Annotated in this window: 24 protein-coding genes; 12 read left to right on the top strand and 12 right to left on the bottom strand. The window is 69.9% G+C overall.

Translation table 11 applies throughout. From position 1 onward, the window contains the following. Positions 1-3: 3 nt before the first annotated feature. From pqqA to ACIRHA_RS05515, 6 genes are all read right to left on the bottom strand, one after another. Positions 4-141 carry a pyrroloquinoline quinone precursor peptide PqqA gene (pqqA, locus tag ACIRHA_RS05490; protein ID WP_403840140.1) on the bottom strand — a complete coding sequence of 46 codons (138 nt, stop codon included), beginning with the start codon at positions 139-141 and terminating at the stop codon, positions 4-6. 61 nt (positions 142-202) lie between these two features. Then, the gene (locus tag ACIRHA_RS05495) at positions 203-1,195 is read right to left on the bottom strand and encodes a ThuA domain-containing protein (protein WP_403840143.1); all 993 of its coding nucleotides are present in this window, start codon (positions 1,193-1,195) and stop codon (positions 203-205) included. A gap of 37 nt (positions 1,196-1,232) precedes the next feature. Further along, on the bottom strand, positions 1,233-3,383 hold the full coding sequence (locus ACIRHA_RS05500; RefSeq protein ID WP_403840145.1) for a PQQ-binding-like beta-propeller repeat protein: 2,151 nt from the start codon (positions 3,381-3,383) through the stop codon (positions 1,233-1,235). Positions 3,384-3,592: 209 nt separating this feature from the next. Continuing rightward, positions 3,593-4,405, bottom strand: coding sequence for a citryl-CoA lyase (locus ACIRHA_RS05505; RefSeq protein ID WP_403840147.1), 813 nt, complete (start codon positions 4,403-4,405; stop codon positions 3,593-3,595). Further along, positions 4,402-5,601: a CaiB/BaiF CoA transferase family protein gene (locus ACIRHA_RS05510; RefSeq protein ID WP_403840149.1), complete on the bottom strand. Its 1,200-nt coding sequence runs from the start codon at positions 5,599-5,601 to the stop codon at positions 4,402-4,404. Before ACIRHA_RS05510 ends, ACIRHA_RS05505 begins: the two co-directional genes overlap by 4 nt. Before the next feature lie 39 nt (positions 5,602-5,640). Then, positions 5,641-6,411: an IclR family transcriptional regulator gene (locus ACIRHA_RS05515; protein ID WP_403840152.1), complete on the bottom strand. Its 771-nt coding sequence runs from the start codon at positions 6,409-6,411 to the stop codon at positions 5,641-5,643. 210 nt (positions 6,412-6,621) lie between these two features. On the opposite strand from ACIRHA_RS05515, the gene ACIRHA_RS05520 reads away from it, so the two are divergent. From ACIRHA_RS05520 to ACIRHA_RS05555, 8 genes are all read left to right on the top strand, one after another. Then, positions 6,622-8,124 (top strand): aldehyde dehydrogenase family protein, encoded by a 1,503-nt coding sequence (locus tag ACIRHA_RS05520; RefSeq protein WP_403840155.1) that lies wholly within the window; start codon positions 6,622-6,624, stop codon positions 8,122-8,124. Then, a complete protein-coding gene (locus tag ACIRHA_RS05525; RefSeq protein WP_403840157.1) occupies positions 8,121-9,881 on the top strand; it encodes a thiamine pyrophosphate-binding protein in 1,761 nt (586 codons plus the stop codon). Before ACIRHA_RS05520 ends, ACIRHA_RS05525 begins: the two co-directional genes overlap by 4 nt. Before the next feature lie 54 nt (positions 9,882-9,935). After that, positions 9,936-11,096 (top strand): ABC transporter substrate-binding protein, encoded by a 1,161-nt coding sequence (locus tag ACIRHA_RS05530; RefSeq protein WP_403840159.1) that lies wholly within the window; start codon positions 9,936-9,938, stop codon positions 11,094-11,096. A gap of 7 nt (positions 11,097-11,103) precedes the next feature. Continuing rightward, the gene (locus tag ACIRHA_RS05535) at positions 11,104-11,973 is read left to right on the top strand and encodes a branched-chain amino acid ABC transporter permease (protein ID WP_403840162.1); all 870 of its coding nucleotides are present in this window, start codon (positions 11,104-11,106) and stop codon (positions 11,971-11,973) included. Positions 11,974-12,017: 44 nt separating this feature from the next. Next, the gene (locus ACIRHA_RS05540; RefSeq protein ID WP_403840164.1) at positions 12,018-13,862 is read left to right on the top strand and encodes an ATP-binding cassette domain-containing protein; all 1,845 of its coding nucleotides are present in this window, start codon (positions 12,018-12,020) and stop codon (positions 13,860-13,862) included. Beyond that, a complete protein-coding gene (locus ACIRHA_RS05545) occupies positions 13,859-14,593 on the top strand; it encodes an ABC transporter ATP-binding protein (RefSeq protein WP_403840167.1) in 735 nt (244 codons plus the stop codon). The genes ACIRHA_RS05540 and ACIRHA_RS05545 overlap by 4 nt, the downstream gene beginning before the upstream one ends. Positions 14,594-14,691: 98 nt before the next feature. After that, a complete protein-coding gene (locus ACIRHA_RS05550; protein ID WP_403840169.1) occupies positions 14,692-15,576 on the top strand; it encodes a shikimate dehydrogenase in 885 nt (294 codons plus the stop codon). Between the two features lie 67 nt (positions 15,577-15,643). Then, the gene (locus ACIRHA_RS05555) at positions 15,644-17,356 is read left to right on the top strand and encodes an FAD-binding protein (protein WP_403840172.1); all 1,713 of its coding nucleotides are present in this window, start codon (positions 15,644-15,646) and stop codon (positions 17,354-17,356) included. Here ACIRHA_RS05555 and ACIRHA_RS05560 read toward each other — a convergent pair. Beyond that, positions 17,353-17,877: an SRPBCC family protein gene (locus ACIRHA_RS05560; protein WP_403840175.1), complete on the bottom strand. Its 525-nt coding sequence runs from the start codon at positions 17,875-17,877 to the stop codon at positions 17,353-17,355. The two genes, ACIRHA_RS05555 and ACIRHA_RS05560, sit on opposite strands and share 4 nt — an antisense overlap. Before the next feature lie 223 nt (positions 17,878-18,100). Between ACIRHA_RS05560 and ACIRHA_RS05565 the strand changes: the two genes are divergently transcribed. Then, a complete protein-coding gene (locus ACIRHA_RS05565) occupies positions 18,101-19,132 on the top strand; it encodes a zinc-binding dehydrogenase (protein WP_403840177.1) in 1,032 nt (343 codons plus the stop codon). Positions 19,133-19,138: 6 nt separating this feature from the next. On the opposite strand, the gene ACIRHA_RS05570 is transcribed toward ACIRHA_RS05565, so the two are convergent. The 4 genes from ACIRHA_RS05570 to ACIRHA_RS05585 all read right to left on the bottom strand — a co-directional run bounded on the left by ACIRHA_RS05570 (position 19,139) and on the right by ACIRHA_RS05585 (position 22,623). Continuing rightward, the gene (locus ACIRHA_RS05570) at positions 19,139-19,627 is read right to left on the bottom strand and encodes a flavin reductase family protein (RefSeq protein ID WP_403840180.1); all 489 of its coding nucleotides are present in this window, start codon (positions 19,625-19,627) and stop codon (positions 19,139-19,141) included. Positions 19,628-19,761: 134 nt separating this feature from the next. Then, positions 19,762-21,177 (bottom strand): MFS transporter, encoded by a 1,416-nt coding sequence (locus tag ACIRHA_RS05575; RefSeq protein WP_403840182.1) that lies wholly within the window; start codon positions 21,175-21,177, stop codon positions 19,762-19,764. Positions 21,178-21,185: 8 nt separating this feature from the next. Continuing rightward, the gene (locus ACIRHA_RS05580; protein WP_403840184.1) at positions 21,186-22,337 is read right to left on the bottom strand and encodes an LLM class flavin-dependent oxidoreductase; all 1,152 of its coding nucleotides are present in this window, start codon (positions 22,335-22,337) and stop codon (positions 21,186-21,188) included. Between the two features lie 166 nt (positions 22,338-22,503). Further along, the gene (locus ACIRHA_RS05585) at positions 22,504-22,623 is read right to left on the bottom strand and encodes a putative leader peptide (RefSeq protein ID WP_403840186.1); all 120 of its coding nucleotides are present in this window, start codon (positions 22,621-22,623) and stop codon (positions 22,504-22,506) included. Between the two features lie 252 nt (positions 22,624-22,875). Here ACIRHA_RS05585 and ACIRHA_RS05590 point away from each other — a divergent pair, with 252 nt between their 5' ends. The 3 genes from ACIRHA_RS05590 to ACIRHA_RS05600 all read left to right on the top strand — a co-directional run bounded on the left by ACIRHA_RS05590 (position 22,876) and on the right by ACIRHA_RS05600 (position 24,903). Continuing rightward, on the top strand, positions 22,876-23,274 hold the full coding sequence (locus tag ACIRHA_RS05590) for a MerR family transcriptional regulator (RefSeq protein ID WP_403840189.1): 399 nt from the start codon (positions 22,876-22,878) through the stop codon (positions 23,272-23,274). A 146-nt stretch (positions 23,275-23,420) separates the two neighbouring features. Then, positions 23,421-24,155, top strand: coding sequence for an NADPH-dependent F420 reductase (locus ACIRHA_RS05595; RefSeq protein WP_403840191.1), 735 nt, complete (start codon positions 23,421-23,423; stop codon positions 24,153-24,155). Between the two features lie 40 nt (positions 24,156-24,195). Next, positions 24,196-24,903, top strand: a complete 708-nt coding sequence (locus ACIRHA_RS05600; RefSeq protein WP_403840193.1) for a nitroreductase — start codon at positions 24,196-24,198, stop codon at positions 24,901-24,903. Positions 24,904-24,926: 23 nt separating this feature from the next. Here ACIRHA_RS05600 and ACIRHA_RS05605 read toward each other — a convergent pair whose 3' ends face one another. After that, positions 24,927-25,310 (bottom strand): sec-independent translocase, encoded by a 384-nt coding sequence (locus ACIRHA_RS05605; RefSeq protein ID WP_403840195.1) that lies wholly within the window; start codon positions 25,308-25,310, stop codon positions 24,927-24,929. Between the last annotated feature and the right edge of the window lie 128 nt (positions 25,311-25,438).

The raw sequence follows: 25,438 nt of genomic DNA on the forward strand, positions 1-25,438 counted from the left end.
TGCCTACTTGGTGCTGAGGGCGTAGGCGGTGATTTCCATCGCGGTGTCGACGACGGTGAAGTCGGGCGTCTGCCAGCCGGTGCTTTCCTGCGCCCTGACCTGCGACTCGGGCGTGGCGTGGGTGACTGTCTGGTCCTGCATGATTGACCGCCTTTCACGGTGGTGTCTGCGGCACGGCTCTCACCATGCTGCCTGTGCCGGGCTACTTGCAGAAGGGGGCCTTGCCCATGGCGGACTCGATGCCCCCCAGGATGAGCTTCTGGAACTCGGCGGCGCCGGGGAAGGATCCGTCGGTGCTGAAGTCCTTGGCGTCGTGGCCGAGCGTGGTGAGCCACGCGCGCCCGCCGTCGTAGTACTGGCACCAGGCGACCGGGTGGTTGTCGCCGTGGCCGGGGTGGTTGTAGTTCCCGGTCACCCCCTTGGTCAGGGTGCTCTCGTCGACCTTGGCCAGGACGCGCACCTTCGTCGGGGCGGGCACCAGGTTGTACCACTCGTCGGAGAAGTCCCACCGGGGTGGCAGCTTCTTGGTGGAGACGTCGGTGTGGTTGACCGTGCGGACCGTGCCGGGCTGCTCGGGGCCGTGGTCGTAGAAGTTGGCGTTGCCCAACAGGCCTTCGTACCAGGGCCAGTTGTACTCGGTGCCGAACGCGTTGTGGATGCCGACGAAACCGCCGCCGCCGCGAATGTACTGGCGCAGGGAGGTCTGCGCGGAGTCGTCGAGGGTGTCCCGGCTGGTGGAGTAGAAAATCACCGCGTTGTACTTGAAGAGGGTTGCGGGGGAAGAGAGTTGGGACACGTCCTCGGTGTAGTCGACCTGGAATCCGTTGTCGGAGCCCATCTTCAGCAGGGACTTCTGGACCACGTTGGCGTCGGTGACGGGCGGGTTCATACCCGAGCCCAGTGCGGGGCCGAGGTTGGCGTGGCGCGGTCCCGCGGTGCGGGTGTAGAGCAGGACCTTGTAGCCCTTGGAGGCGTCGAAGTTGCCCCAGTCGTGGTAGCAGCGGGCGTCGGTGCCGCGGCACACTCCGTAGTCGGGGTCGCCGAGTTCTCTGGCCCCTTGTCCGACGCGGCCCTGGGCCACGCTGAGGGTGCCGGTGGCGAGCAGCGCGACGGTCAGCGCGAGGGTGCCGGTGGCGCCGGCCAGGGCGGTGGTCAGTGGGCGGACGCGGCGTCTTGGGCGTGCGGATGTCGTCATGAGGGTGTCCTTGCCGTCGGGTGGGAGGCGCTGGTGGTTACTTGACGACGACCTTGCCGGTGCTCTGCGGGGCGACCGGGTCGTTGTAGAAGTACTCGCCCGGGGTGTCGAACGTGTACGTGGCGGACTGGCCCGGCATGAGCAGGCCGGTGTCGAACTCGGCCTCGAAGAACGACACGGCGCCGTGCGCGGACTTGTTGTCGGAGGGGTTCGCGAAGGTGACCTTCGTTCCCTTCGCGATGCTCAGGTGCTGGGGCGACATGGCGTTCTGGGCGACGAGGTTCTCGGTCGCGCCGGGGGCGTTCTTGGCGCTGTCCCAGATACGGCCCAGCGTGATGGTGTTCTTCGCGGTGTCACCGCCGACGGCGGCGGCGCGGATCTGATTGCGCTTGGAGGGCGGGGTCGGTGCGGCGGCGGGGCCGACCTTCCCTCCGAGCTTGAAGGCCCACAGGTGGTCGCCCTTGGGGATGTCGGGGTAGGGCAGCCCGTTGCCGCCGGCGAGCACGGCGATGTACTGCTCGCCGTCCACTTCGTACGTGAGTGGGCTGGTGTTGACTCCGGCGCCGCACTGCCAACTCCACAGCTGGCTGCCGTCCTTGTCGTCGAGCGCGGTGAGTACCCCGTCGGGCCGGCCCTGGAAGAGGACGCCGCCGGCGGTGCTGAGGATGCCGTTGCCGTGGGCCAGGGACCAGTCGCCTTCCTGGCGCCAGGCGACGGTGTTGGTGCGCGGGTCGACGGCGGCGAGGCCTCCCGCGAAGTACTCGCCCAGCGGTCTGGCGGTGTTGACGCGGCCGCCGTGCGTGTTGGAGTACGCGGAGTTGATCAGCCCGTATCCGACGTAGACGAGTCCGGTGCGGTGGCTGAAGGAGGGGAAGGACCAGTCGGCGCCGCCGCCCGCGCCGGGGAAGAGGATGGTGGCGCGGTCCCAGTGCACCTCGAAAAGGCCGCCGGTGGGATAGAAGGGCACTGGCCGGGTGGCCTTGTCCAGGCGCGGTTCGGTCTCGACGAAGGGCTCGCCGCCGGGGAAGGGCTGGGTCGGGGAGGTCTTCTGCGCGGCGTGCTGGGGGACCTTGCGCTCCTCCATGCCGTGGATCGGTTTCCCGTCGGCGCGGTCCAGGATGTAGTACATGCCGGTCTTGCTGCCGTAGACGACGACGCGCTTCTTCTTCCCTTTGACCAGCAGGTCGGCGAGGACCGGTGACATGACACCGTCGTAGTCCCAGATGTCGTGGTGGACGGACTGGAAGTGCCAGCGCCGCTTACCGGTCTTGGCGTCGATGGCGACGAGGCAGTTGGCGAACAGGTTGTCGCCGCCGCGGGTGGAACCGTCGGTGCGCGGATACGGGTTGCCGAACGTCCAGTAGACCAGGCCGAGTTCGGGGTCCACGGCCGGGTGGATCCAGCACACGGCGCCACCGGTCTTCCAGGTGTCGCCCTCCCAGGTGTCATGGCCGTACTCGCCCGGGCCAGGGGTTCCCCAGAACGTCCAGGCGACCTCGCCGGTGGCGGCCTTGAGGGCGTAGGCGCGCCCGCGGGCACCGGCGGTGCTGCCCTGCGTGCCGATGTAGACGAGGCCGTCCCAGTAGACGGCGGCGCCGGCGAGGCCGCCCTTGCTGCCGCCGCACTGGCCACTGGCCGGATCGCAGCCCGGGTCGCCCTGGTCCTCGACGAGCAGCTCCCGGGTCCAGGCGATCTTCCCGGTCCTCTGGTCGAGGGCGACGACCGTGTTGTCGCCGGAAATGGTGAAGGCGAGACCCTGGCCGAGGGCGAGCCCACGCATGTTGGTGGTGTCGTCGGCGATGTTCGTCTTCCACTTCACCTCGCCGGTGCGGCCGTCGACGGCGAAGACGTTCTGCTGGGTGGTGGCCAGGTAGAGGACACCGTCCTGGGCGATGACGGCGCACTGCTGATGGGTCGAGGTGGAGCCGTTCTCCAGGTTGATGTGCCAGGCGCCGCCCAGCTTGCCGACGTTGCCGGTGTCGATGCGCCGGAGCGAGGAGTGGTTCTGGTTGCCCAGGTTCCCGCCGGCCTTGGGGAAGTCCTTGCCGGTGGCCGCGTGCGCCTGGGCGGGAACGGGGCGGGCGAGCGCGTCGGGTGCCGAATCAGCCTGCGCCTGCTGGGAGTTGAGCAGGGTGACGGTGCCCGCGGTCGTGGCCGCGGTCGAGGTGAGGAAGCTGCGTCTGTCCATGGTCCCTCTTTCAGGAAGGTGCCTGACGGGCCATCAAGGTGGCCGGTGGTGTCAGGTGGAGGGAGGCGAAGCAAAAACGGATCTTGGTCCACTGTGTGGTTCGGTTGACCCGTGGGGTGGTTGCCATGTGGCGGAAAGCTACGTTAGGGATGTGGCGAGGGCGTGGCAAGGGCTGTGGTGCGACTTGTTCATGGCTGGTGTCGCGTCGCTCATGCCTCGTGTCGTGGCGCGAGTCGGGCGGGGAGCACGGAGCGCGGGATGGGGCCCTTGTTGCGGCGCCCTTGACCTGTCTCTTCCCAGGCGTGGGCCAGGACGCCCACGGAGCGGCTGAGCACGAACAGGCCGCGGGCCAGCGGGGCGGCAAAGCCGAGTTCGGCGTAGATGACGGCGGTGGCGCCGTCGATGTTCATCGGCACCGGCCGTGCGCCCGCGCGGCGGCGCTTGAGGGCGGCCTCGACGGCGTGCGCGGCGTGCAGGAAGTCCCCGCCGACGACGCCGTCGCGGACGGCCTGCTCCACGAGGGTGAGCAGTGGGTCGCGGCGCGGGTCGACGGGGTGGAAGCGGTGCCCGAAGCCGGGAAGGTAGCGGGAACGGCGCTGCCAGTCGGTCATGGCGTCCTCGGCCGCCTCGTCCCAACTGCGGCCCGCCGCATGATGGTTGCGGATATCGGTGAGCAGTTCCACGCACTGTTGGCCGGCTCCGCCGTGCGAGTCCCCGAGCATGTTGATGCCGGTCGCGATGGCGTTGTTGAGGCCGATCCCGCAGGTTGCGGCCATCCGGGCGGCGGCTATGGACGGCGCCTGCGGGCCGTGGTCGACGCCCGCCACGAGGGCCGCTTCGAGCAGTGCCGACTGCCGGGGCGAGGGCAGGTCCCCGCGCAGCAGCAGCCAGATGACATCGACGAAGCCTGCCTCGCCGATGAGCTCCTGTATCGGCCGGTCGCGCAGCTCGATGCTGCCCGGCTCGATGTGGCTCACGGCCGTGGCCCACCACTGGGCCGCCTCCTCCAGGGGATCGCTCACGACGCGGTCGCCTCCTCCGCCATGGAGCTCGCCCAGGTGCGGGCGAGGTGCTCGCGCTCGGCGTTGTGCTCGCCGAGCAGTGGCGGGGGAGCGGGCGGAGCGTACGCCTCCCCGTCGAACAGCACGCCGTTGCCGACCACGTGCAGTGGTTGGTCGGTGTGGCCGGGATGGGGCAGGCTGCTGACGAACCCCCGGTGGGCCAGCTGCGGTTGGTCGAGGGCCTGCGGCACGGTCAGGACACGTGCCGCGGGCACTCCGGCCGCGTTGAACTCCCGCTCCCACTCGGCGGCGGTCCGCCCGGACAGGGCGGCGTTGAGCTCCGTATTGAGTTCATCGCGGTGGACCTTGCGCTGCTCGCGTTCGGCGAAGCGCGGGTCGTGGACGAGGTGGGGTACGCCGGCCAGGCGGCACACGGTCTCGAACTGCCGCTGCTGGTTGGCCGCGAGGTTGAGCGGTCCGTCGAGGGCCTGGAAGGTGCCGGACGGCGCGGCGGTCGGGTTCTGGTCGCCGAGCGGCTCGGGCGGGACCCCGCTCACGAGGTAATTGGACACCGCCCACCCCATGGTGGACATCGAGGCCTCCAGCATGGAGACGTCCAGTCTGGCTCCCTTGCCGGTCCGTTCGCGGCGCAGCAGGGCCGCGTTGATGGCGAGCGCGGCCATCAGGCCACCCGTGGTGTCGCACACCGGGAAGCCGACGCGCTGGGGCGCGGTCTCCGCGGTGCCGGTGACACTCATCATGCCGGTCAGGCCCTGGACGATCTGGTCGTAGGCGGGGGCGTCGCTCATCGGTCCGCTGTGGCCGAAGCCGGAGATGGAGCAGTACACAAGCCGTTCGTTGATCCTGGCGAGCTGCTCGGGGCCGAAGCCCATCCGGGCCAGCACTCCGGCCCGGAAGTTCTCGAGGAGCACGTCGGCTCCCGTGACGAGTTCCTCGAACAGGGTGCGGTCGGCGGTGTCCTTGAGGTCGAGTTCGATCGATTTCTTGCCCGCGTTCTGGGCGAGGAACGAGGCCCCGACGCCGGCCCGGTTCAGGGCGGGGTCCGGGCCCAGGTTCCGGGCGAGATCGCCCTGGCCAGGGCGTTCGATCTTGACGACTTCGGCGCCGAGAAGCATGAGTTGATAGCTGCAGTAGGGCCCGGCCAGCACGTTCGTGAGGTCGAGAACGCGTATGCCGTCCAGAGGTCGGCCATCCATGTACGTCTCCTTCCGGGCGCCGCCCGCGGCGCGTGATGGTTAAGGGCGCGGCCCCAGGGGATGTGAGAAGCCCTGGGACGTGATCCGCGCGGCGACCTCCAGGAGGTCCTGGGCGAACTCGTCGATCGCCGCGTCGGAGATCCGTGCGCTGGGCCCGCTGAGGGAGAGCGAGGCGACGACCATCCCCGACTGGGAGCGGATGGGGACGGCGACGGCGGTCAGGCCGACATCGCGCTCGCCGTGGCTGGACGCGTAGCCGAGCCGAGTGGCGTCCCGTTCCCACAGGCGCAGCTGCTCCGCGTGGGCCGTGCCGTGCGGTGAGGCCGCCGCTACCCGTTGCAGCAGGCCGTCGGTGGCGCCGATGAGCAGCACCTTCGACGAGGCACCCGCCCACAACGGCAGTTCGTCGCCCACCCGCACCACATGCCGCAGCGGTTGCGGGCTCTCCTGCTGGGCGACGCACACCCGGTGGATGTCACGGCGGATCATCAGGTTCGCCGTCTCACCGCGACGGTCCGACAGCTCCCGCAGCATCTTCTGGGTGTCCGGGGGCAACTCCCAGCTGGTGTGGGCCAGATGGGCCCAGCGCCAGAGGCCGGGACCCGCCGCGTAACCGCCGGGTGTCGCCCACAGCAGCCCGTACTGCTCCAGGGTCTGCACGAGGCGCACCACAGTCGTCTTGGGCAGACCGGTGGCCTCGACCATGTCCCTCAGCGGGACAGTGGGCCGATCCTCAGTCAGCAGCGACAGGATGTCCAGAGCGCGACGCACACTGCGTACACCGCCGCCCTGACCTTGCTCCGCATCCATCTTCTCTCCTCCGGAAACTCCGGCCGGCCGCTCGCCCGGTCGGCCACGGCACTGATGCGACAGCTTCCACCAGCGTTGCGCTGCGGGGAAATCACGGTTCTGAACTTCCTGGCGCCGAGCTATTGCCACGGCCTGTTGGCGCCCGTACGTTACACGCCAGTCCACAGAGCAGTCCACGGAAACCGCTAGATGGTTTTTTCTGGAGACGTGATGCTGCAAGACATCCTCAAGTCAGCGGACGCGGCCGACGTCATCGATGCCCTGTCCTTCGTATCCGGCACCTGGGGCGGCGAAGGCCCGCCCATGGAACGCATCGGCCCGTACCTCAGACGCACCGTCAGCCGCGCACCCACCGCCACCGCGTCCGACATCGCCACCGCCCTGCGCTACGCGGGTGACCGTGCCGGACAGGTCGCCCAACTCGCCCCCGCGGCCCGCGCGGAGATCCTTGAGACCGCCTCACGCACGGCCACCGCCCACCGTGACCGGCTCGCCCGCCTGCTCGCCCTGGAACTCGGCAAGCCCCTCAAGGACAGCCGCACCGAGATCGACCGCGTCGCCTCCACCTTCGCCGTCTGCGCCGCCGAGGCCCGCCGCATCGACGGCGAGAACCTGCCGGTCGCCGGGTGGGACATCGGCGTGAACAACACCGCACTCACCTACCGCGCCCCCGCGGGCGTCGCGCTTGCCATCACCCCGTTCAACGCGCCCGCGAACCTGCTCGCCCACAAGCTGGGCGCCTCCTTCGCCGCGGGCAACACCACCCTCGTCAAGTCACCGCCGCAGGCACCCGCCACCTCCGCCGCCGTCGTTTCCGTCCTGTTGGAGAGCGGCATGCCCCACCAGGCGGTCCAACTCCTGCACGGCGGCGGCGAAGTGGGCGCAACCCTGTGCGGAGCCGACGAGGTGAGTGTCATCAGCTTCACCGGCAGCGCGGCCACCGGCAACGCCGTGGCCAGGGCGGCCGGCGCCAAACGCCTCGCACTCGAACTCGGCGGCAACGCCGCCACCGTCGTCTGCGACGACGCCGACATCGAGGCCGCCGCGGCCCTGTGCGCCAAGAACGGCTACAGCAACAGCGGCCAGAGCTGCATCTCCGTCCAGCGCGTCTACGTACACCGCAGCCATTTCGACACGTTCCTCGACGCCTTCACCGCCGCCGTCGACGCCCTCGTCGTCGGCGACCCCCTGGAGGACACCACCGACATCGGCGCCATGGTCGACGAGGACGCCGCCGAACGCGTCGTGCGCTGGGCGAAGGAGGCCGAGACACTCGGCGCCCGAGTCATCAGGGGCGGCACCCGGGACGGCGCCACCGCCGCGCCCACCATCGTCGCCGACCCGCCCGCCCACGCCTCCGTCGTCGTCCACGAAGTGTTCGGCGCCCTGGTCGCCGTCATCCCCTACGACGACTTCGACACCGTCATCGACGCCTGCAACGCCAGCCGCTACGGACTCCAGGCCGGCCTGTTCACCCACGACATCACCCGCATCATCACCGCCTGGCGGCGCCTCCAGGTCGGCGGACTGATCGTCAACGGCTCCTCCAACTACCGCCTCGACCACATCCCGTTCGGCGGGGTCAAGGACTCCGGCTTCGGCCGTGAGGCACCCCGCTGGCTCATCGACGACTACACCGTCGTCAAGACCCTCATGCTGCGCGGCCTGTCCGTCTGGGGTGCCGAGCGCACGCTGCCCAAGGAGAACTCGTGACACCCGTGACCACCGTCACCGCCGCCGAGGCCCTCGTCGCCCAACTCCAGTCGTATGGCGTCGAGTACGTCTTCGGCACCTGCGGACACACCAACATCGCCCTCCTGGACGCGCTCGGCCCCAGCCCGATCCGGTTCGTCATCGCCCGCCACGAGCAGGCCGCCGCCCACGCCGCGGACGGCTACGCCCGTGCCACAGGGCGTCCGGGCGTCCTGCTCACCCACGTGGGGCCCGGCATGATGAACGCCGTCACCGGGGTCGCCACCGCAGCCCTCGACTCCATGCCCCTCATCGTCATCACCGGTGACGTCCCCACGTACTACAGCGGACGGCACCCGCACCAAGAGGTCAACCTCCACGCCGATGCCGACCAGAGCGCGATCTATCAGCCCTTCTCCAAGCGGACCTGGCGGGTGCAGCGTGCCCAGGACCTGCCCCGCGTCACGGAGCGCGCGTTCTGGACGGCGACCAGCGGCCGGCCCGGCACGGTCCTGGTCAACATCCCCATGGACCTGCTCAACCGGCCGGTCGCCCCGTGCGACAACAGCCACCCGCTCCCCGGCCACCTGGGAGCGACCGGCCTGGACGAGACGACCGCCGACCGCATCGCCGAGGAACTCCTGGGCGCCGAGCGGCCCCTCGTCTACTTCGGCGGCGGACTGCGCGCCCCGCGGGCCCGCACCGCCCTCCTCGACCTCGCCGAACACCTCGACATCCCCCTTGCACACTCCCTGATGGCCAAGGGTGTCATCGCCGACCAGCACCCGCTGCTCCTCGGCATGCCCGGCTTCTGGGGCCTGGAGACCACCCACGAACACACCAAGGGCGCCGACGTGGTGCTCGCCCTGGCCACGCGCTTCGCCGAGACCGACGCCAGCTCCTGGGACTCCGTGCACACCTGGAACTTCCCGCCCAGCAAGCTGATCCAGATCGATATCGACCCCGCCGAGATCGGCCGTAACTACCCCGTGCACATCGGCGCCGTCGCCGACGTGACCCTCGCCCTCGAAGCCATCGCCGCCGCCGTCCGCGCACGCCAGGACAAGCCCGTCACCCGCCCGGGACTGCGCGCGGCCATCGCCGCCGCCCGCAGCCACGTCTTCGACACCGCCAAGGCCGCGGGACGCAGCGACAACTTCCCACTGCGTCCCCAGCGCATCCTCACCGACCTGCGCGAGACACTGCCCGACGACGCGATCCTCGTCACCGACGTCGGCTGGAACAAGAACGGCGTAGCCCAGTGCTACGAACTCCCGGCAGCGGGCCGCTTCATCACGCCCGGCGGCGCCTCCACCATGGGCTTCGGACCGGCCGCCGCCGTCGGCGTACAGATCGCCGAGCCGGACAAGGTCGTCGTCGCGCTCATCGGCGACGGCGGCATGAGCGCCCAACTACCCGCCGTACCCATGGCAGTTGAACAGGGTGCACCCGTCGTCTTCGTCGTCATGAACAACCGCGCCCACGGCACCATCGCCGACCTCCAGGCATCGGCCTTCGGACGCTCCTACGGATGCGAGTTCACCGACGCCCAAGGACAGCCCTACAGCCCCGACTTCGCCCAGTACGGACAGTCGTGCGGCGCCGACGGCTACGCCGTGACCACCCCCTCGGACCTGCGCAAGGCACTCGAGGACGCCATCGAGCGCCGCCGCCCCGCCGTGCTCGACGTGCCCATGGTCAACGAACCGGTCCCCACGCCGGGTCACTGGAACATCAAGGACATCTACGCCGGCCGCTTCCCGACCGACACGCTCTGACCGGAGCCCACCCCCTCCTGCTCCTCCCCATCGTCCGTCACGAGGTGACCACGCATGAATCGCTCGACCCGGCCAACAGCCTCCCGCCCGCTGCTCGTCGGGGCCCTCGCCCTGACGGCCGCGGTGACCGCCTGCAGCGCCCCCGGCGAATCGGACGACAAGGCGGGATCCGCATCGGGACCCATCAAGATCGCCGTCGTGGACGCCCGCAGCGGACAGCTCTCGTCGCTGGGGGAGTGGGAGTACAAGGGCGCCAAGCTCGCCATCGACGAGTGGAACAAGAAGGGCGGCGTCAACGGCCGCAAGATCCAGATGAAGTCCTTCGACTCACAGGGCGACCCCACCACCGGCACCAACCTCGCCCGCAAGATAGCCGACGGCAAGTACATCGCCATGATCGGGACCGCGGAGAGCGCCGTGACGATCGCCATGGCGCCGGTCCTCAAGCAGTCGAAGATCCCCAACATCACATCGGGCCAGGCCGACGCCCTCGTCGGCCAGAAGAGTCCCTTCCTGTTCCTGAACGGCCCCACCAGCACGACCTACGACAGCACGCTCGCGAAGTATCTGGTCAAGGACAAGGGCCTCAAGAAGATCGCGATGATCTCCAACAACGGCTCGTTCGGCAAGGGCGAGCACGACGCGTTCGCCAAGGCCATCAAGGACCTGGGCGTCAGCCCCGTCTCCGACCAGGTGGTGACCACCGACCAGAAGGACTTCAGCGCGGCCCTCACCAAGATTCGCGCCGCGAAGCCACAGGTGGTCTTCATCGGATCGGAGGAGGTGGAGGCGGGACTCATCGTCAAGCAGGCCCGCGACCTGGGCATCGACGCCCCGTTCGCCGGCGCGGCCCCGCAGGGCACACCGGTCTTCATCGACACGGCCGGAAAGAAGGCCGCCGAGGGGACCTTCGTCAGCTCGCCGTACCTCAGCAACGACAAGAGCGCCGCGTCCAAGAAGTTCGCCGCCGCATACAAGACCGCCTACGGCGAGACGGCCGAACTCCACGGGGCCAAGGCCTACGACGGCACCAACATCGTCCTGACCGCCCTGAAGAACAGCGACGAGGCCACCGGCGCGAAGCTCGCCGAGGCCATCAGGTCCACCGAGCACGACGGCCTCCTCGGCCAGTTCCGCTTCGGCGAGGACGGCGTCGGCATCACCCGGACCGACATCGGCGTCATCCGCGACGGCAAGCTCGTCGCCCAGAAGTGAGGCCACCGTGCAGGACACCTTCCAGACCCTCGTCAGCGGCCTGAGCCTGGGCGCGGTCTACGCCCTGGTGGCCATGGGCTTCTCGCTCGTCTACCGGACCATGGGCCTGGTCAACTTCGCCCACGCCGACATCGCCATGATCGGGGCGTACACCGCCTCCACCTTCTACCTGAGCTACCGGCTCCCCTTCGGTGTCGCCATGGTGGTCTCCATCGTGATCACCGGTGCCATCGGCCTGGTCATCGAGCGGGTGCTGCGCCCGCTGGAGAACAAGGACTTCGACCTGATGCTGATCGGCACCATCGGCTTCGGCATCGTCCTCCAGGCCGTGGCCATCATCATCTGGGGCACCACGGGACGCGCCGTCCCCTCGCCCCTGCGCTCCGCGCCGCTGGACATCCTCGGCATCCGGGTGCGCACCTACGACCTCCTGGTCATGGCCGTGGCCGCGCTCGCCGTCGTCGCCCTGGGCTTCTTCCTCGCGCGCACCAAGCGCGGCGCCGCCATGCAGGCCGCCGCCATGGACCACGAGGCCGCCACCGCGGTCGGCATCGACGTCGGCCGCAGCAACGCGCTCGCCTTCTCCATCGGCGCGGGGCTCGCCGCCCTGGCCGGCGGCCTCGTCGGCCCCATGCTCTACGTCGACGCCTCGCTGGGCGGCGCCCTCGGCATCAAGGGCTTCGCCGCCGCCATGCTCGGCGGATTCGGCTCCATCAACGGCGCCGTCGTCGGCGGCGTCGCCATCGGAGTCCTCGACTCCTACGCCTCCGGCCACTTCCAGGGCTACTCGGTCCTCGTGACCTTCCTCGTGTTCACCGTGGCCATCATGATCCGGCCCACCGGAGTCTTCGGCGAAAGGACGGTCAGCCGCGCATGAAGACCCGCATGAAGACGCACGTGAAGTCAGGCATGAAGACCCGCATGAGGACACGAATCCCCGTGATCGGCGCGATCGCCGTCGCGGCCTGGGCCCTGCCGTACGGCCTGGGCGGATACACCATCCACGTCGTCAACATCGCCCTGATCTACGCCCTGTTGGCCATCGGCATGGGTCTGGCCATGGGCATCTCCGGCCAGATCAACCTCGCCCAGGTCGCCTTCTTCGGCGTCGGCGCCTACGGCGTCGCCATCCTCACCACCCACTCCGGGTACGGCTTCTGGGCAGCCGCCGTCCTCGCGCTCCTGGCCACCGTCGCCATCGGCCTGTTCGTCGGCATCCCCGCCCTGCGCATGCAGTCCCACTACCTCGGGATCGTCACCCTCGGCCTCGCCCTGGGCTTCATCAACTGGATCACCAACGCGCACATCACGGGCGGCGCCGACGGCATCTCGGGCATCCCCGTGCCCACCCTGCCGGGCATCGACCTGTCCAGCGAGTACCTCTACTACTACCTGGAGGCCTTCGTCTTCGCCGTCGGCCTCGCCTTCGGCCTCTTCGTCGTGCATACGTCTCTGGGCCGCCGGTTGCGTGCCATGCGCGACGACTCCCTCGCCGCGGGCGCGATGGGCGCCGAGATCCCGCTGCTGCGGATGACGGCGTTCCTGCTCGCCAGCTTCTACGGCGGCCTGGCCGGCATCCTCTACGGCGGCCTGATCCGCTACGTGGCACCCGAGACGTTCTCCATCAGCAACATGTTCATCCTGCTCGCCATGGTCGTCATCGGCGGCCGCCGCTCCCTGGTCGGCTGCGTCATCGGTGCCATCGGCCTCACCCTCGTACGGGAATGGCTCTCCGACTTCTCCACCTACGCCCAGCTGGGATACGGCGTCGTGGTCGTACTCATGGTCGTCTTCGCCCCCACAGGACTCGCGGGCATCCCGGCACGGCTGCGCGCCCTCCACCGGCGCCGCCGAGGCGGCGATGCCACCCGCGCGGAACTGCGCCCCTTCACCCCCTACGAACCGGTGGAGGACTCCGCACAGCAACCCGGCCTGCTCCGCGTGGAGGCCGTCACGAAACAGTTCCGCGGCCTGCGCGCCCTCGACGAGGTCTCGCTCACGGTGGACGCCGGCGAGATCCGGGGCATCGTCGGTCCCAACGGGTCAGGAAAAACAACCCTGTTCAACGTCATCAGCGGCTTCTACCGCGCCACCTCCGGCACCGTCCGATTCGCCGGAGGTGACACCACCACCGCCCGCCCCTACGCCCTGTCGCTGAGCGGCATGGCCCGCACCTTCCAGAACCTGCGCCTGTTCGGACAGCTCACCGTCCGGGAGAACATCCTGGTCGCGCTCGACCGCTCCCGCACCCGCGCCATCTGGCGCTACGCACTGTGGCAGCCGGGCGTCATCGCCCAGGAACGGCGGCTGCGCACCGAGGCCGACGAGATCCTCGAACGCTACGGCCTGGGGGACTTCGCCGAATCGCCGCCCGCGTCCCTGCCGTACGGCATCCAACGCCGCATCGAGATCGCCCGTGCCATGGCCGCCCGCCCCCGCCTGCTCCTCCTGGACGAGCCCGCGGCGGGCCTCAACGGCGAGGAGGTCCAGCAACTCGTCGGGATCGTGCGCTCCATCCGGTCCGGCGGCACCACCGTCGTCCTCATCGAACACAACATGGGCCTGGTCATGTCGCTGTGCGAGAAGGTCACCGTGCTGTCCAGCGGCAGGACCATCGCGGAGGGAACACCCAGGGAGGTCGTCGCCGCACCCGAGGTCATCGAGGCCTACCTCGGCGATTCCGAACTCAGTGAACTCCGGCTGGACCAGGAGAGCATCCCTCAGCAGGACAGCACGCAGGACCGCCCGAAGGAAGCCACCTCGTGAACCTCACCGACACCCCGCGGGCTCCCCGCCTCACCGTGGAAGACCTCAGCGTGCACTACGGAGGTGTGTGCGCGGTGAGCAACATCGGCTTCACCGTCGAGCCCGGCCAGTCCGTCGGCATCATCGGAGCCAACGGAGCCGGCAAGACCTCCACCCTGAAGGCGCTGATGGGACTCGTTCCGCGCAGCAGCGGCCGCATCAGCCTGGGGGACGAGGACCTCTCCAAGGCCAAGGCGCGCGACATGGTCCGCCACGGCATCGGCTACGTACCCGAGGGCCGGCATGTCTTCCCCGGACTTCCGGTGGACAAGAATCTCCTGCTGGGTGCCTACGCACGGGCCTGGAACAAGGAGACACACCGACAACTCGACGAGATCTACGAGCTGTTCCCCGTCCTGGGGGAGATGCGCCACCGGCTCGCCGGAGCCCTCTCCGGCGGCCAGCAGCAGATGCTCGCCATGGGCCGCGCCCTGATGAGCAAGCCGCGCCTGCTCGTCCTCGACGAGCCCTCGATGGGACTGTCGCCGATCCTCGTCGGCAGCATCCTGGACGTCCTGCTCAAGCTCCGTGAGGACGGACTGAGTCTGCTGCTGGTGGAGCAGAACGCCAAGCTGACGTTCGGTGTCACCAGTCACTGCATCGTCATGGAGAACGGTGAGGCGGCCATGGACGGCAGTTCCGCCGCCCTCAGCCACGATCCCCGAGTACGGGAGGTCTACCTCGGCCTGTGAGGCGGCGGTCGGCGAATTGACGTCCGAGTACTTCTGGCGACGCCCTGCGAACTGGTAAAGATAACGAACTGGTTCGTACATTGGTTGGGGGAGTCGCCATGGTCGCGGAAGCACAGCCACAGCTCCTGGCCCTCGTCGGCGCGGGCATCGCACGCTCGCTCAGCCCCGCGCTGCACGAAGGCGAAGCCCACCGCCACGGCATGCGCTGCCTCTACCGGCTCCTGGACATCGGCCCGGTCGATCACGCCGCCGACGCGCGACTGGAGGACGTCCTGCGCTCCGCGTCCCGACTCGGCTTCTCCGGCCTGAACATCACCCACCCGTACAAACAACTGGCGATACCCCACATGAACCGGCTGGCCCCGTCGGCCCGGCGCATCGGGGCCGTCAACACCGTGGTCTTCACCGAGACGGGAGCCGTGGGCCACAACACCGATGTCCACGGATTCGGGGCAGCGCTCGCGCGGGGCCTTCCTGGAGCAGCCATGGGCGAAGTGGTCCAACTCGGCGCCGGCGGAGCCGGATCCGCGGTCGCCTACGCCTTGCTCGACCTCGGTGCACAGCGGCTGTGGCTCACGGACCCGAACCTCGAACGCGCCCGCGGCCTCGCCAAGAACCTCAACGAGGCGGCGGGCGCCGACCGGGCCCAGACCGTCACGGCGCAGGAGGCCGACGCGCGCACAGCGGGTGCCGACGGCCTCGTCAACGCCTCACCAGTCGGCACCGAGCACGACCTCCGCCTCCCGCTGCCCAAGAGCTCCCTGCACCCCCAGCTGTGGGTCGCCGACGTCAACTACCACCCGCTGTGGACCCCGCTGCTGACCACCGCCCATGCCATGGGGTGCCGGGTGCTCCACGGCGGCGGCATGCTGGTGCACCAAGCAGCGGAGTCCTTCCGGCTGTTCACCGGATGCGAACCGCACACTCCGCGCATGCTGGGTGACTTCGCCGACCTGACGGCGGAAGTCGGAGCGCACTCGTGATCCATGCCGCAGCCCCCGGGAGACCTTCCGTGTCGACCGAGCCGTATCAGGAAAGGCAGACCGCATCATGGCCGACCACACCTACCCCTGGGACCACGAAGTCGATCTCCTCGTCCTCGGCTCCGGAGCGGCTGGGCTCGGCGCGGCGGCCGTCGGCGCCCAGGAAGGCCTCGACGCCCTCGTCCTGGAGAAGACGGAGTGGCTCGGCGGCACCACCGCCTACTCGGCCGGCACCGCCTGGATCCCCGGCCACCGCCACCAGCCGGACCCCGCGGCCGACACCGAGGCGGCCCGCGGCTACCTCGACACCCTGATCGGCGACCGCGCACCACGCGCCCTGCGCGAGAGCTACCTCGCCCACGGCCCCGAGATGCTCGACTACCTGGAGCGCCGCCTCGGCGTCGGCTTCTGGCACTCCGCGAGCGTCGTCGACTACCACCCCGAGATCCCCGGCTACGGCATCGGCCGCGCCCTGGAACCCCGTACCTTCGACGGCCGCAGGCTCGGCCGGACCCGCTTCGGCCGCGTCCGCCGCCCGGTGCGCGAATTCGCGCTGTTCCGCGGCACGTTGATGGTGCGCCGCGCCGAGGTCAATCAACTGCTCACCCTCTTCCACGGGGCGCCGCGGGGCCTGGCGGTCGCCCTGCGGCTCGGCGTCCGCTGGGCTCGCGACCGTCTCTTCGGCTGGCCGCGCGGCACCCGCCTGGCCATGGGCAACGCCCTCGTCGCCCACCTCTACCACCAACTCCTGCGCCGCGACGGCGACGTCTGGTTCACCGCGCACACCACGGAACTCGTCACCGACGACACGGGGCGTGTCACCGGCGCGGTCGTCTCGCATCGGGGCCGCACCGTCCGCGTCGCGGCGCGCAGGGGAGTGGTGCTCGCCGCGGGCGGCTTCTCCGCCAGCCCCGAACTGCGCGCCGCCCATCTCCCCACACCCACAGCCCAGTTCACCCGCGCCGCCGAGGGCGCCACCGGCGACTCGATCGCCCTCGCCCGCGCGGTCGGCGGCACACTCAGCGCGTCCCGCGACGACAACGCCCTGTGGTTCCCCAGCTCCGTCGGCCGTCGCGGGGACGGCTCCACCGCCGTCTTCCCGCACATCTGGGACCGCGCCAAACCCGGCATCGTGGCGGTCGACGAGGCGGGCCGCCGGTTCGTCGACGAGTCCGTCTCGTACCACCGCTTCGTGCGCGCGATGTACGACGCGCACAAGTCGGCGCCGGCCATCCCCGCCTGGCTGATCACCGACGCCCGCGCCCTCGCCACGTACGGCCTGGGCATGATCCACCCGCACACGCAGCGCTTCCGGCTCAAGCGCCACATCATCTCCGGCTACCTGCACACGGGTCGCACGCTTCGTGACCTCGCCGCGTCCATCGGCGTCGACGCGGACGGCCTGGAGCGCACGGCCGCCGACGCCAACCGCGCGGCCCGCACCGGCGTCGACGAGGAGTTCGGCAAGGGCACCCACCCCTTCGGCCATCAGTACGGCGACCCGTCCCACACCCCGAACGTCAACCTCGGCCCCATCGAGAAGGGCCCCTTCTACGCTCTGGCCGTCGTCCCCACGCCGCTCGCCACCTCACTCGGCCTGCGCACCGACGTCAAGGCCCGAGTCCTCGGCCCGCACGACGAACCGATCCCCGGCCTCTACGCCTGCGGCAACGACGCGGGCTCCATGGCGGCCTCGGAGTACCCGGGAGCGGGCTGCCAGGTCGGCTCCGGCCTGACGTTCGGCTACCTGGCGGCACGGCATGCCTCGTCGTCCGTCTAGTGCTCGAAGGGTGCGCTGTCGTGCTCGGCTTCCAGCGCGCGCTTGAGGTTGTGAAGCGTCGTCTCGATGTTGCGCCTTTGGAAATGGGCGAACGTCTTCCCTGACGTGGCCACACGGTCGAAGGCGTTGGCGACGAACGTCGGCCAGCCGCGCCGGTCGTCGGTCCAGGTCTCCGTCACGCGGGTGCCGTCACCGGCCGGCTCGAACCGGTACTCCCAGGTGGCGATCGGGCCACGCAGGAACGGCCGTTTGAGGCCGATCGCGTGGACGCGGAAGGTGAAGCGCTTCCCCGGCTCGGCCGCGGTGACCGTGCACCGCGTGGTCCACCGGAACGCGCCGCGCTTGTTGCGGCCGACGAACGTGGTGCCGAGACCGGCCGGCTCCGCGGGTGACTCGTCCGTCGTGCCGAGGTTCTCCGGACTCCAGCGGCCCATGTCCGCGGGGCGGCTGACGGCCGCGTAGGCGGCGTCCGCCGGCACGGCGATGGTGATGCTGTCGCTCACGGTGAAGACGCGGGCCACGGGGTTCCTCCAACTGACGACGTGTGGCTGACACTTTCGACTTCCGGCTCCTGGCTTCCGGCTCCTGCTTTCAGGCTCACGGCGTGAAGCTACCGCCCAGTAGGATCATGGCATGCGGATACCGTGACATCTGGACGGTCCGTCGTCCAGGCGACGGACGGGGCGTCTTCGGGCAAGGTGCTCAACCTGACGAAGTGGTTCGGTGCGGTGGAGGAGGAGAGAAGTGAAGGCATTGCGTTATCACCGCTTCGGTGGGCCTGTCGCCGTCGAGACGGTTGCCGATCCGCGGGTGCCGGACGACGGCGCGGTGATTCGCGTCGCGGTTTCCGGGCTGTGCCGCAGCGACTGGCACGCGTGGGCCGGGCATGACGACACGGTGACTCTGCCGCAGGTCCCTGGGCACGAGTTCGTCGGCCGGGTCGACGCGGTCGGCGCGCGGGTGCGGAACTGGTCCGTGGGCGACCGTGTGACCGCTCCCTTCGTCAACGGGTGCGGGACCTGCGAGTGGTGCCAGGGCGGGAACGCGCAAGTGTGTCCCGACCAGACGCAGCCCGGCTTCACCCACTGGGGTTCGCATGCCGAGTTGGTGGCCGTGCGGGCGGCCGACGTGAACCTGGTGGCGGTTCCCCCGTCCGTCTCGGACGCCGCGGCCGCCGGCCTCGGTTGCCGGTTCGCCACGGCCTACCGTGCCGTGTCCGCGCGTGGGCGGGTTCGGGCCGGCGAGTGGGTGGCGGTCTTCGGGGCCGGGGGAGTCGGACTGAGCGCCATCATGATCGCCGCCGCGCTCGGCGCGCGGCCGATCGCGATCGACCGCTCCGCCGATGCGCTGGCGCTCGCGGCCAAGGCCGGTGCGGTCCACGTACTGAACGTCTCGGACGGCACAGTCCCCGAGATCGTGGAACTCACCGGCGGGGGAGCCCACGTCGCCGTGGACGCGGTCGGGGCGGCCGAGGTGATCGACACGGGTATCCGGTCGCTGCGCAGGCGCGGACGCCATGTGCAGATCGGGCTCCTGTCGGGGCCGCCTCCTGCGGTTCCGTTGGACCGCGTGCTGGCCTGGGAGCTCGATGTCCTCGGCAGCCATGGCATGGCGGCACGCCACTACCCGGAACTCCTCGACCTGGTCGAGCGTGGCGTGCTGCGGCCGGCCGATCTCGTGACGCACACGGTCGGGATGGACGAAGCCGTACCCCTGCTGTTCGCCGAGGACGCGGCCCGCCGCTCGGGAATCACCGTGTTGTGTCCACAGGGGTAGGTGTCTTCAGTCGACCGGGTGGCCCGGGGTGATTCCCTCGGCGTCGGAGAGCCTGAACGGCTGCCGTTCGGGCGCGCTGCCGGTGCCCGCGGCCTCCGGGGCGAGGACGAACCCCACGTGGTCGCCGCCGTCGAGGTGTGTCACCACGCGGCCCACGAGCCAGGCCCGGGCCGCTGTGAGTACCACGGTGCCGTGCGGGCCGCGGGTCCGGTCGACCGTCGCGAACTTGTCCACGTCGTCGCCGCTCTCGCCGCCGAACAGCCGGGCCAGGGCGTGCTGTTCACGTCCCAGCAGGTGTACGGCGAGGTGGTCGGCGTTCTTGGCGATGCCGTACGTCCGGTTGGCCTTTGAGAGCCACACGACGTAGCGGACGGGGCGGATCGAGCACTGCGAGGCGAAGCCGACGAGGCAGCCGGCTCGCTCGCCGTCGGCCTCGGCGGTGACGACGCACAGTTCCGGGTCCAGGTGGTCCACGAACGCGTCCGCGAGGGGCATGGCGAGAACATCTCCCTGGAGTCGGCAGGCAACTGTCGGTCTCCCGCTGACCATAGTGAGGGAGGGGGCGGCCGCGCGCGAGTCACTCCTCGGCGGGTCGGCCCGGCGGGCCCCGCCGCCCTCGCTCCACGCGGCTACGCGGCTACGGGCTCACCCGCCCGCGCGGCAGCAGCCCGGCCGGTTCCCACGAACAGCTCCTCCTCGCGGATCCGGGACGTCGCCCACACGCTGCCCACCGCGGAGAGGACGAGGTACCCGCACGCCAGCCACGGGGTGCCGCCTCCGATGGCGAGGAAGGCGGTGACCAGCAGCGGTGTGATGCCGGACGCGAAGATGCCGGAGACCTGGTAGACGGCAGACATCCCCGTATAGCGCACGTGCACCGGGAACAGCGCCGCGAACAGCGTGCCCTGCGCCCCGTAGAAGCAGGCGTGCACGATACCCAGCGCGAGCACGAGCGCCACGGCGAAGCCCAGGAGGCCGCCGGTCCGGAACAGCAGGAAGGCGGGGAAGACGCACACACCGAACGCGGCCATGCCCGTCAGATAGGTGCGCCGAGCGCCGAACCGGTCCACAAGGCGTCCCGACACCGGGACGAGCGCCGCCATCACCAGCGACGCGCCGGTCACCGTCAACAACACTGGCGTACGCGGCAGTTCCAGCGTCCCTGTCGCGTACGTCAGCGCGAAGACGCCCCAGGTGTTGAAGGCCACGCCCTCGCCCCAGCGGGCCACCATGCCGAGCAGCAGGTGACGGCGCGTCAGTCGATCGCGCACCACCTCCACCAGGGGTACGGCCCGTGGCTCCGTCGTCCGGTCGAGCACGGCGCGGAAGGCCGGTGTCTCGTCGATCTTCAGCCGTACGGTCAGGCCGACGGCCACCAGGACCAGGCTGGCCAGGAACGCGACCCGCCACCCGTAGCCGAGGAACGCCTCGTCGCTCAGTACGTTGCTCAGGAGCGCGAACACGCCTGTGCCCAGGGCGAGTCCGAGCGCCAGGCCGATCTGCGGATAGCTGCCGAACCGGCCCTTGCGGCCCTCCGGCCCGTGCTCCACGGCCAGCAGAACGGCCCCGGCCCACTCGCCACCGAGCGCCACGCCCTGTGCGACGCGCAGGACCAGCAGCAGTATCGGGGCGAGCGCGCCCACCTGTTCGTAGGTGGGCAGGAGGCCGATCAGCGCGGTCGAGACGCCCATCAATCCCATGGTGAACGCGAGGGTGCGCTTGCGGCCCACGCGGTCGCCGATGTGTCCGAAGAGCAGGCCGCCCAGCGGACGGGCGACGAAGCCCACCGCGAAGGTGGCGAAGGCGAGCATGGTGCCGACCGTGCCGTTCGTCTCCGGGAAGAACAGTTTCCCGAAGACGAGGCTCGCTGCCGTGCTGTAGAGGAAGAAGTCGTACCACTCGACGGTGGTGCCCAGCAGGCTGGACAGGACGACGGTCCGCAGCTTGCGTCCGGCCCTCGCGCCGCCGTCCGTGGCCGTGCCCGTCTGCGTATCCGTGCCCGTCTGCGTATCCGTGTCCTGGGTGTCCGTGAGTTGGGTGTTCATGTCCGTACTCACACACCCGCGAACGCGACGGTGCCGGGCTCGACGGGCGTCGGTGCGGCCGGGTGGCTCCACAGCCCGCGGCGCTCAAGGAGCGGAAGGACGCCCTCGCCGAACCAGTACGCCTCCTCCAGGTGCGGCACACCCGAGAGGACGAACTCGTCGATTCCCAGCCGGTGGTACTCCTCGATGCGGTCGGCGACCTCCTCGTGGCTGCCGACCAGAGCAGTGCCGGCGCCGCCGCGCACCAGGCCGACACCGGCCCACAGGTTGGGGTAGATCTCCAGGTCGGAGCTGGTGCCGCTGGAGTGCAGCGCGCGCATCCGCTTCTGGCCCTCGGACTCGGAGGTCGCGAGGCCGCGCTGAACGGCGGCGACGCGCTCCGGGTCCATGCCCTGCAGCAGCCGCTCGGCCTCCGCCCAGGCCTGCGCGGCGGTGTCGCGGGCGATGACGTGCAGCCGGATGCCGAACCGGACGGTGCGGCCGAGGAGTTCGGCCCGCCTGCGGACCTCGGCGATCTTCTCGGCGACGGCCTGCGGCGGCTCGCCCCAGGTCAGGTACGTGTCGGTGTGCCGGGCTGCGACGTCGAGGGCCGCGGGGGAGGAACCGCCGAAGTAGACGCTGGGCACCGGGTCGGGCAGCCGGCTCAGGCGGGCGCCCTCCACGCGCAGGTGCTCGCCGTGATGGTCGACCGTCTGCCCGTCCCACAGGCGGCGCACGATGTCGAGGAACTCACCGGTCCGTGCGTACCGCTGGTCCTTGTCGAGGAAGTCTCCGTAGGCGCGCTGTTCGGCGCTCTCGCCGCCGGTCACCACGTTCAGCAACAGGCGTCCGTGGGACTGCCGTTGATACGTGGCGGCCATCTGGGCGGAGAGCGTGGGGGAGATCTGGCCGGGCCGGAAGGCGACGAGGAACTTCAGCCGCTCGGTGACCTGCGTCAGCATCGCCGTGGTCAGCCACGCGTCCTCGCACCAGGCGCCGGTGGGCGTCAACGCCCCCTCGAAACCCAGCTGTTCGGCCGTGCGGGCGATCTGGCCCAGGTACTCCACGGACGCCGGGCGGTCGCCTCCGGCGGTACCGGGAGTCGAGCCGTGACCGCCGCCGACGACATGGCGGCTGTCGCCGGTGGTGGGCAGGAACCAGTGGAAGGTGAGTGTGGACATGGCGGAGTGAAGACCTCACGGAGTACGAGAGCGTGCGACGGTCGGACCGTCCGGGTGTGCCAACGCCACGGCGAGGAGCCGGGTGCGGAGGGGCGGACCGGACGGTCGGCGCGGGCGCGCGGGCGGGGAGGGGGGAGCGCCGGGATACGGCGCGCAAGGAGCGGCGTCAGCGCCGACAGCAGGAGCTGGCGTACCGGCAGAGGTCGACGTGTCGACGGGCGACGAGCAGTGTGCCGAATCCGAATCCGGATCCGCCGTTCGCGGGGAGGGCGGCGAGTGCTTGCACGGGTCGTCTCCCTCCTTGCCTACAATTCCTACTGGATTACTAGGAAAATCTCTCGCGTCGACGCCCGCTGGTCAAGTTCCGTCTCGGTGGGTGGACGGGGAGGGGGGCGTCGCCGCCTCCGGAGCAACCGGCGGCATCTCTTCGGCGTAGCGTCACCAGTACGCTCGGCGGTTGCCGGAGTGATGCCCGTGGCTGCCAAGGCGGGCAGTCTGCGGGTGTCAGTACCAAGTTCGACACGCCAAGTGAGGCGACATGAGGATCGGCGAGCTGTCCGAGAGGACGCAGGTTCCCGCTCGGATGCTGCGGTACTACGAGGAGCAGGGGCTGATCACCCCGCGTCGGCTCGACAACGGCTACCGGGTCTACGACGAGCGCCTCGTCGATCGGGTCCTCAAGATTCGAGGGCTTCTCGATGCGGGGATCCCGACGAGGATCATCGGCGACATGCTGCCCTGTCTCAACCAGCCGCAAGAGATCGTGGTGGCCGATCCAGACCCTCAGTTGCGGGCCATGCTCGAGCGCGAGCGCGACCGGATGACGGAGAGGGTCGGATGCCTCACGGACACCCGCGACCGGCTCTCGCGCTACATCGAGGCGCTGGAGCGTGCGGAAGCGGGCCCGGGCACGGCTCCCGACGAGGCGGCTTCGTAGGGGCGCCTTCGGGTGTGGCGAGAGACGGTCGACACATCCGTTTGACCTTCACATATATGTCAAGGTTCGACGATGGGGAGCAGGGTCGGGTCATCACTCCGCACCCCTCTCCTTCGGGGGAGACGCAGTTTCAGTAGGGACAAATCATGCGAATTGGCATTATCGGCACAGGCGCGATCGGGGCGGAGCTGGCGCGCGTCTTCAGTAAGGGCGGGCACGAGGTCTCCGTGGCGAATTCCCGGGGCCCGAAGACGATCGATGCGGACGTGCTGCAGTTCGGGGCGAAGGCGGTGACGGCTGCCGAGGCGGTCCAGGGTAGGGACGTCGTGATCCTGTCGGTTCCCTTCGCCAAGATTCCGGAGGTGGCGGGCCTCTTCGCCTCCGTGCCCGACGAGACCGTCGTCATCGACACCGGCAACTACGTTCCCCAGCGCGACGGCTCCGTGGCGGCGGTGGACCAGGGCCAGGTCGAGAGCGTGTGGGTTGTCGAGCAGCTGGGGCGGCCCGTGGCCAAGGCGTGGAACGCCGTCCTGGAAGGAACCCTGAAGACCAAGGGTGTTCCCGCGGGAACACCGGACCGGGTCGCGATTCCGGTCGCCGCCGACTCCGATGCGGCGCGGCGCGTGGCCATGCAATTGGTGGACGAGACCGGCTTCGACCCCTTCGACGCCGGGAGGCTGGCCGACTCCTGGCGCCAGCATCCGGCGACGCCCGCCTACTGCACCGAGTTGACCCTCGACGAGTTGGGGCCGGCCCTGCGGGCGGCCGACTGGGAGCGGACCCCGCACGATCGGGACCGCGTGATGGAGCGCGTGGCGGCCTTCACCTCGCCGCCCACGCTGGAGGACCTCCTGGAGCTCAACCGCTCCCTCCACCGCTGAAGCCACCCGCACGTACCGGACCATCTTGAAAGGAAGCGTTTTGCCCACGCCGGCCATACCCTTCACCGACCTCGCGCGCTCCCGGCACTCCGTACGGAAGTTCCTGACCGACCCGGTGGCGCCCGGCGACATCCGCGGCGTACTGGAGGACGCGCAGGCGGCGCCCTCGAACTGCAACACGCAGCCGTGGACGGTGCATGTCGTCTCCGGCGCGGCACGGGAGACGCTGAGCAAGGAGCTGCTCAAGGCCGATGAGGAGGAGCGGGTCTCCTCCGACTTCACCTTCGACTACGCCGACTTCGGCGAGGGCACCTACCTCGACCGGGCACACCACCACGCCGCGACCTTGTACGAGTCCATGGGTATCGCGCGTTCGGACAAGGCGGCCAGGAAGGCGGCGGCGCTCGAGAACCTCAGCTTCTTCGACGCGCCCCATGCCGCTTTCCTCTTCATGCCGGCCTTCGGCGACGGAGTGCGGGCGGCGGGAGACATCGGCATGTATGCCCAGAACTTCCTGCTGTCGCTGACGGCCCGGGGGCTCGGCGGCATTCCGCAGACCATGCTCGGGTTCTACGCCGACACGGTCCGCGAGTTCCTGGACGTTCCCGAGGACCTCAAGCTGCTGTTCGGCATCTCCTTCGGCTACGCCGACGAGAGCGCACCGGCCAACGGCTTCCGCATGGAACGCGCCGCGCTGGAGCAGAGCGTCGTCCTGCACGACACCCCCGGAGTCCTCGACCAACGATGACGTTGCCGCGCCCGTACGGACTCTCAGGAGGGCCGGGGGTCCTGCGGGGATTCCGTGGGCTTCGTCAGGCTGACGGTGGCCCGCGGGGAGTCGGTGGCCTCGGTCGGTTCGCGGTGTGGGTCGAGCGCTTCCCGGATCTCGCTCAACTCCCGGCCGAGGTCGGCATCGCCGCTCAGTACGTGCTTGCGCACGAACGTCTTCGGGTGCAGGTCTCGCACGTCGAAGTCCTGGAATTCCGGGCCGAGATCGGAGCGGATCTCCTGCTGGGCGCTCTCGGAGAACTCCCGGATCTTCCGTACGGTGCGGGCCACGTTCTGCAGGAACTCCGGCAGCTTGTCCGGCCCGAACAGGAGCACACCGATCACGGCGATCGTGAGCAGCTCCAGCGGGCCCACATCCGAGAGCATCCGGCACTCCTTGCCTGGCGGCGGCGCGGCGCATGGCTGCGTCACGCTTGAAGGTTTCGATATTGCGCAATCAATGAAACCATTCGTGCCGCGGCAGCGTCGGCCGGGGTGGCGGCCCGCGTGTCTCG

Source organism: Streptomyces sp. NPDC102360 (assembly GCF_044766085.1).
Classification (GTDB): domain Bacteria; phylum Actinomycetota; class Actinomycetes; order Streptomycetales; family Streptomycetaceae; genus Streptomyces.

Coding starts and splice junctions, on each gene's coding strand:
- pqqA (WP_403840140.1), bottom strand. CDS start 141: ATGCAGGACCAGACAGTCACCCACGCCACGCCCGAGTCGCAGGTCAGG.
- ACIRHA_RS05495 (WP_403840143.1), bottom strand. CDS start 1,195: ATGACGACATCCGCACGCCCAAGACGCCGCGTCCGCCCACTGACCACC.
- ACIRHA_RS05500 (WP_403840145.1), bottom strand. CDS start 3,383: ATGGACAGACGCAGCTTCCTCACCTCGACCGCGGCCACGACCGCGGGC.
- ACIRHA_RS05510 (WP_403840149.1), bottom strand. CDS start 5,601: ATGGATGGCCGACCTCTGGACGGCATACGCGTTCTCGACCTCACGAAC.
- ACIRHA_RS05515 (WP_403840152.1), bottom strand. CDS start 6,411: ATGGATGCGGAGCAAGGTCAGGGCGGCGGTGTACGCAGTGTGCGTCGC.
- ACIRHA_RS05520 (WP_403840155.1), top strand. CDS start 6,622: ATGCTGCAAGACATCCTCAAGTCAGCGGACGCGGCCGACGTCATCGAT.
- ACIRHA_RS05530 (WP_403840159.1), top strand. CDS start 9,936: ATGAATCGCTCGACCCGGCCAACAGCCTCCCGCCCGCTGCTCGTCGGG.
- ACIRHA_RS05540 (WP_403840164.1), top strand. CDS start 12,018: ATGAGGACACGAATCCCCGTGATCGGCGCGATCGCCGTCGCGGCCTGG.
- ACIRHA_RS05550 (WP_403840169.1), top strand. CDS start 14,692: ATGGTCGCGGAAGCACAGCCACAGCTCCTGGCCCTCGTCGGCGCGGGC.
- ACIRHA_RS05555 (WP_403840172.1), top strand. CDS start 15,644: ATGGCCGACCACACCTACCCCTGGGACCACGAAGTCGATCTCCTCGTC.
- ACIRHA_RS05570 (WP_403840180.1), bottom strand. CDS start 19,627: ATGCCCCTCGCGGACGCGTTCGTGGACCACCTGGACCCGGAACTGTGC.
- ACIRHA_RS05575 (WP_403840182.1), bottom strand. CDS start 21,177: ATGAACACCCAACTCACGGACACCCAGGACACGGATACGCAGACGGGC.
- ACIRHA_RS05580 (WP_403840184.1), bottom strand. CDS start 22,337: ATGTCCACACTCACCTTCCACTGGTTCCTGCCCACCACCGGCGACAGC.
- ACIRHA_RS05590 (WP_403840189.1), top strand. CDS start 22,876: ATGAGGATCGGCGAGCTGTCCGAGAGGACGCAGGTTCCCGCTCGGATG.
- ACIRHA_RS05595 (WP_403840191.1), top strand. CDS start 23,421: ATGCGAATTGGCATTATCGGCACAGGCGCGATCGGGGCGGAGCTGGCG.
- ACIRHA_RS05605 (WP_403840195.1), bottom strand. CDS start 25,310: ATGCTCTCGGATGTGGGCCCGCTGGAGCTGCTCACGATCGCCGTGATC.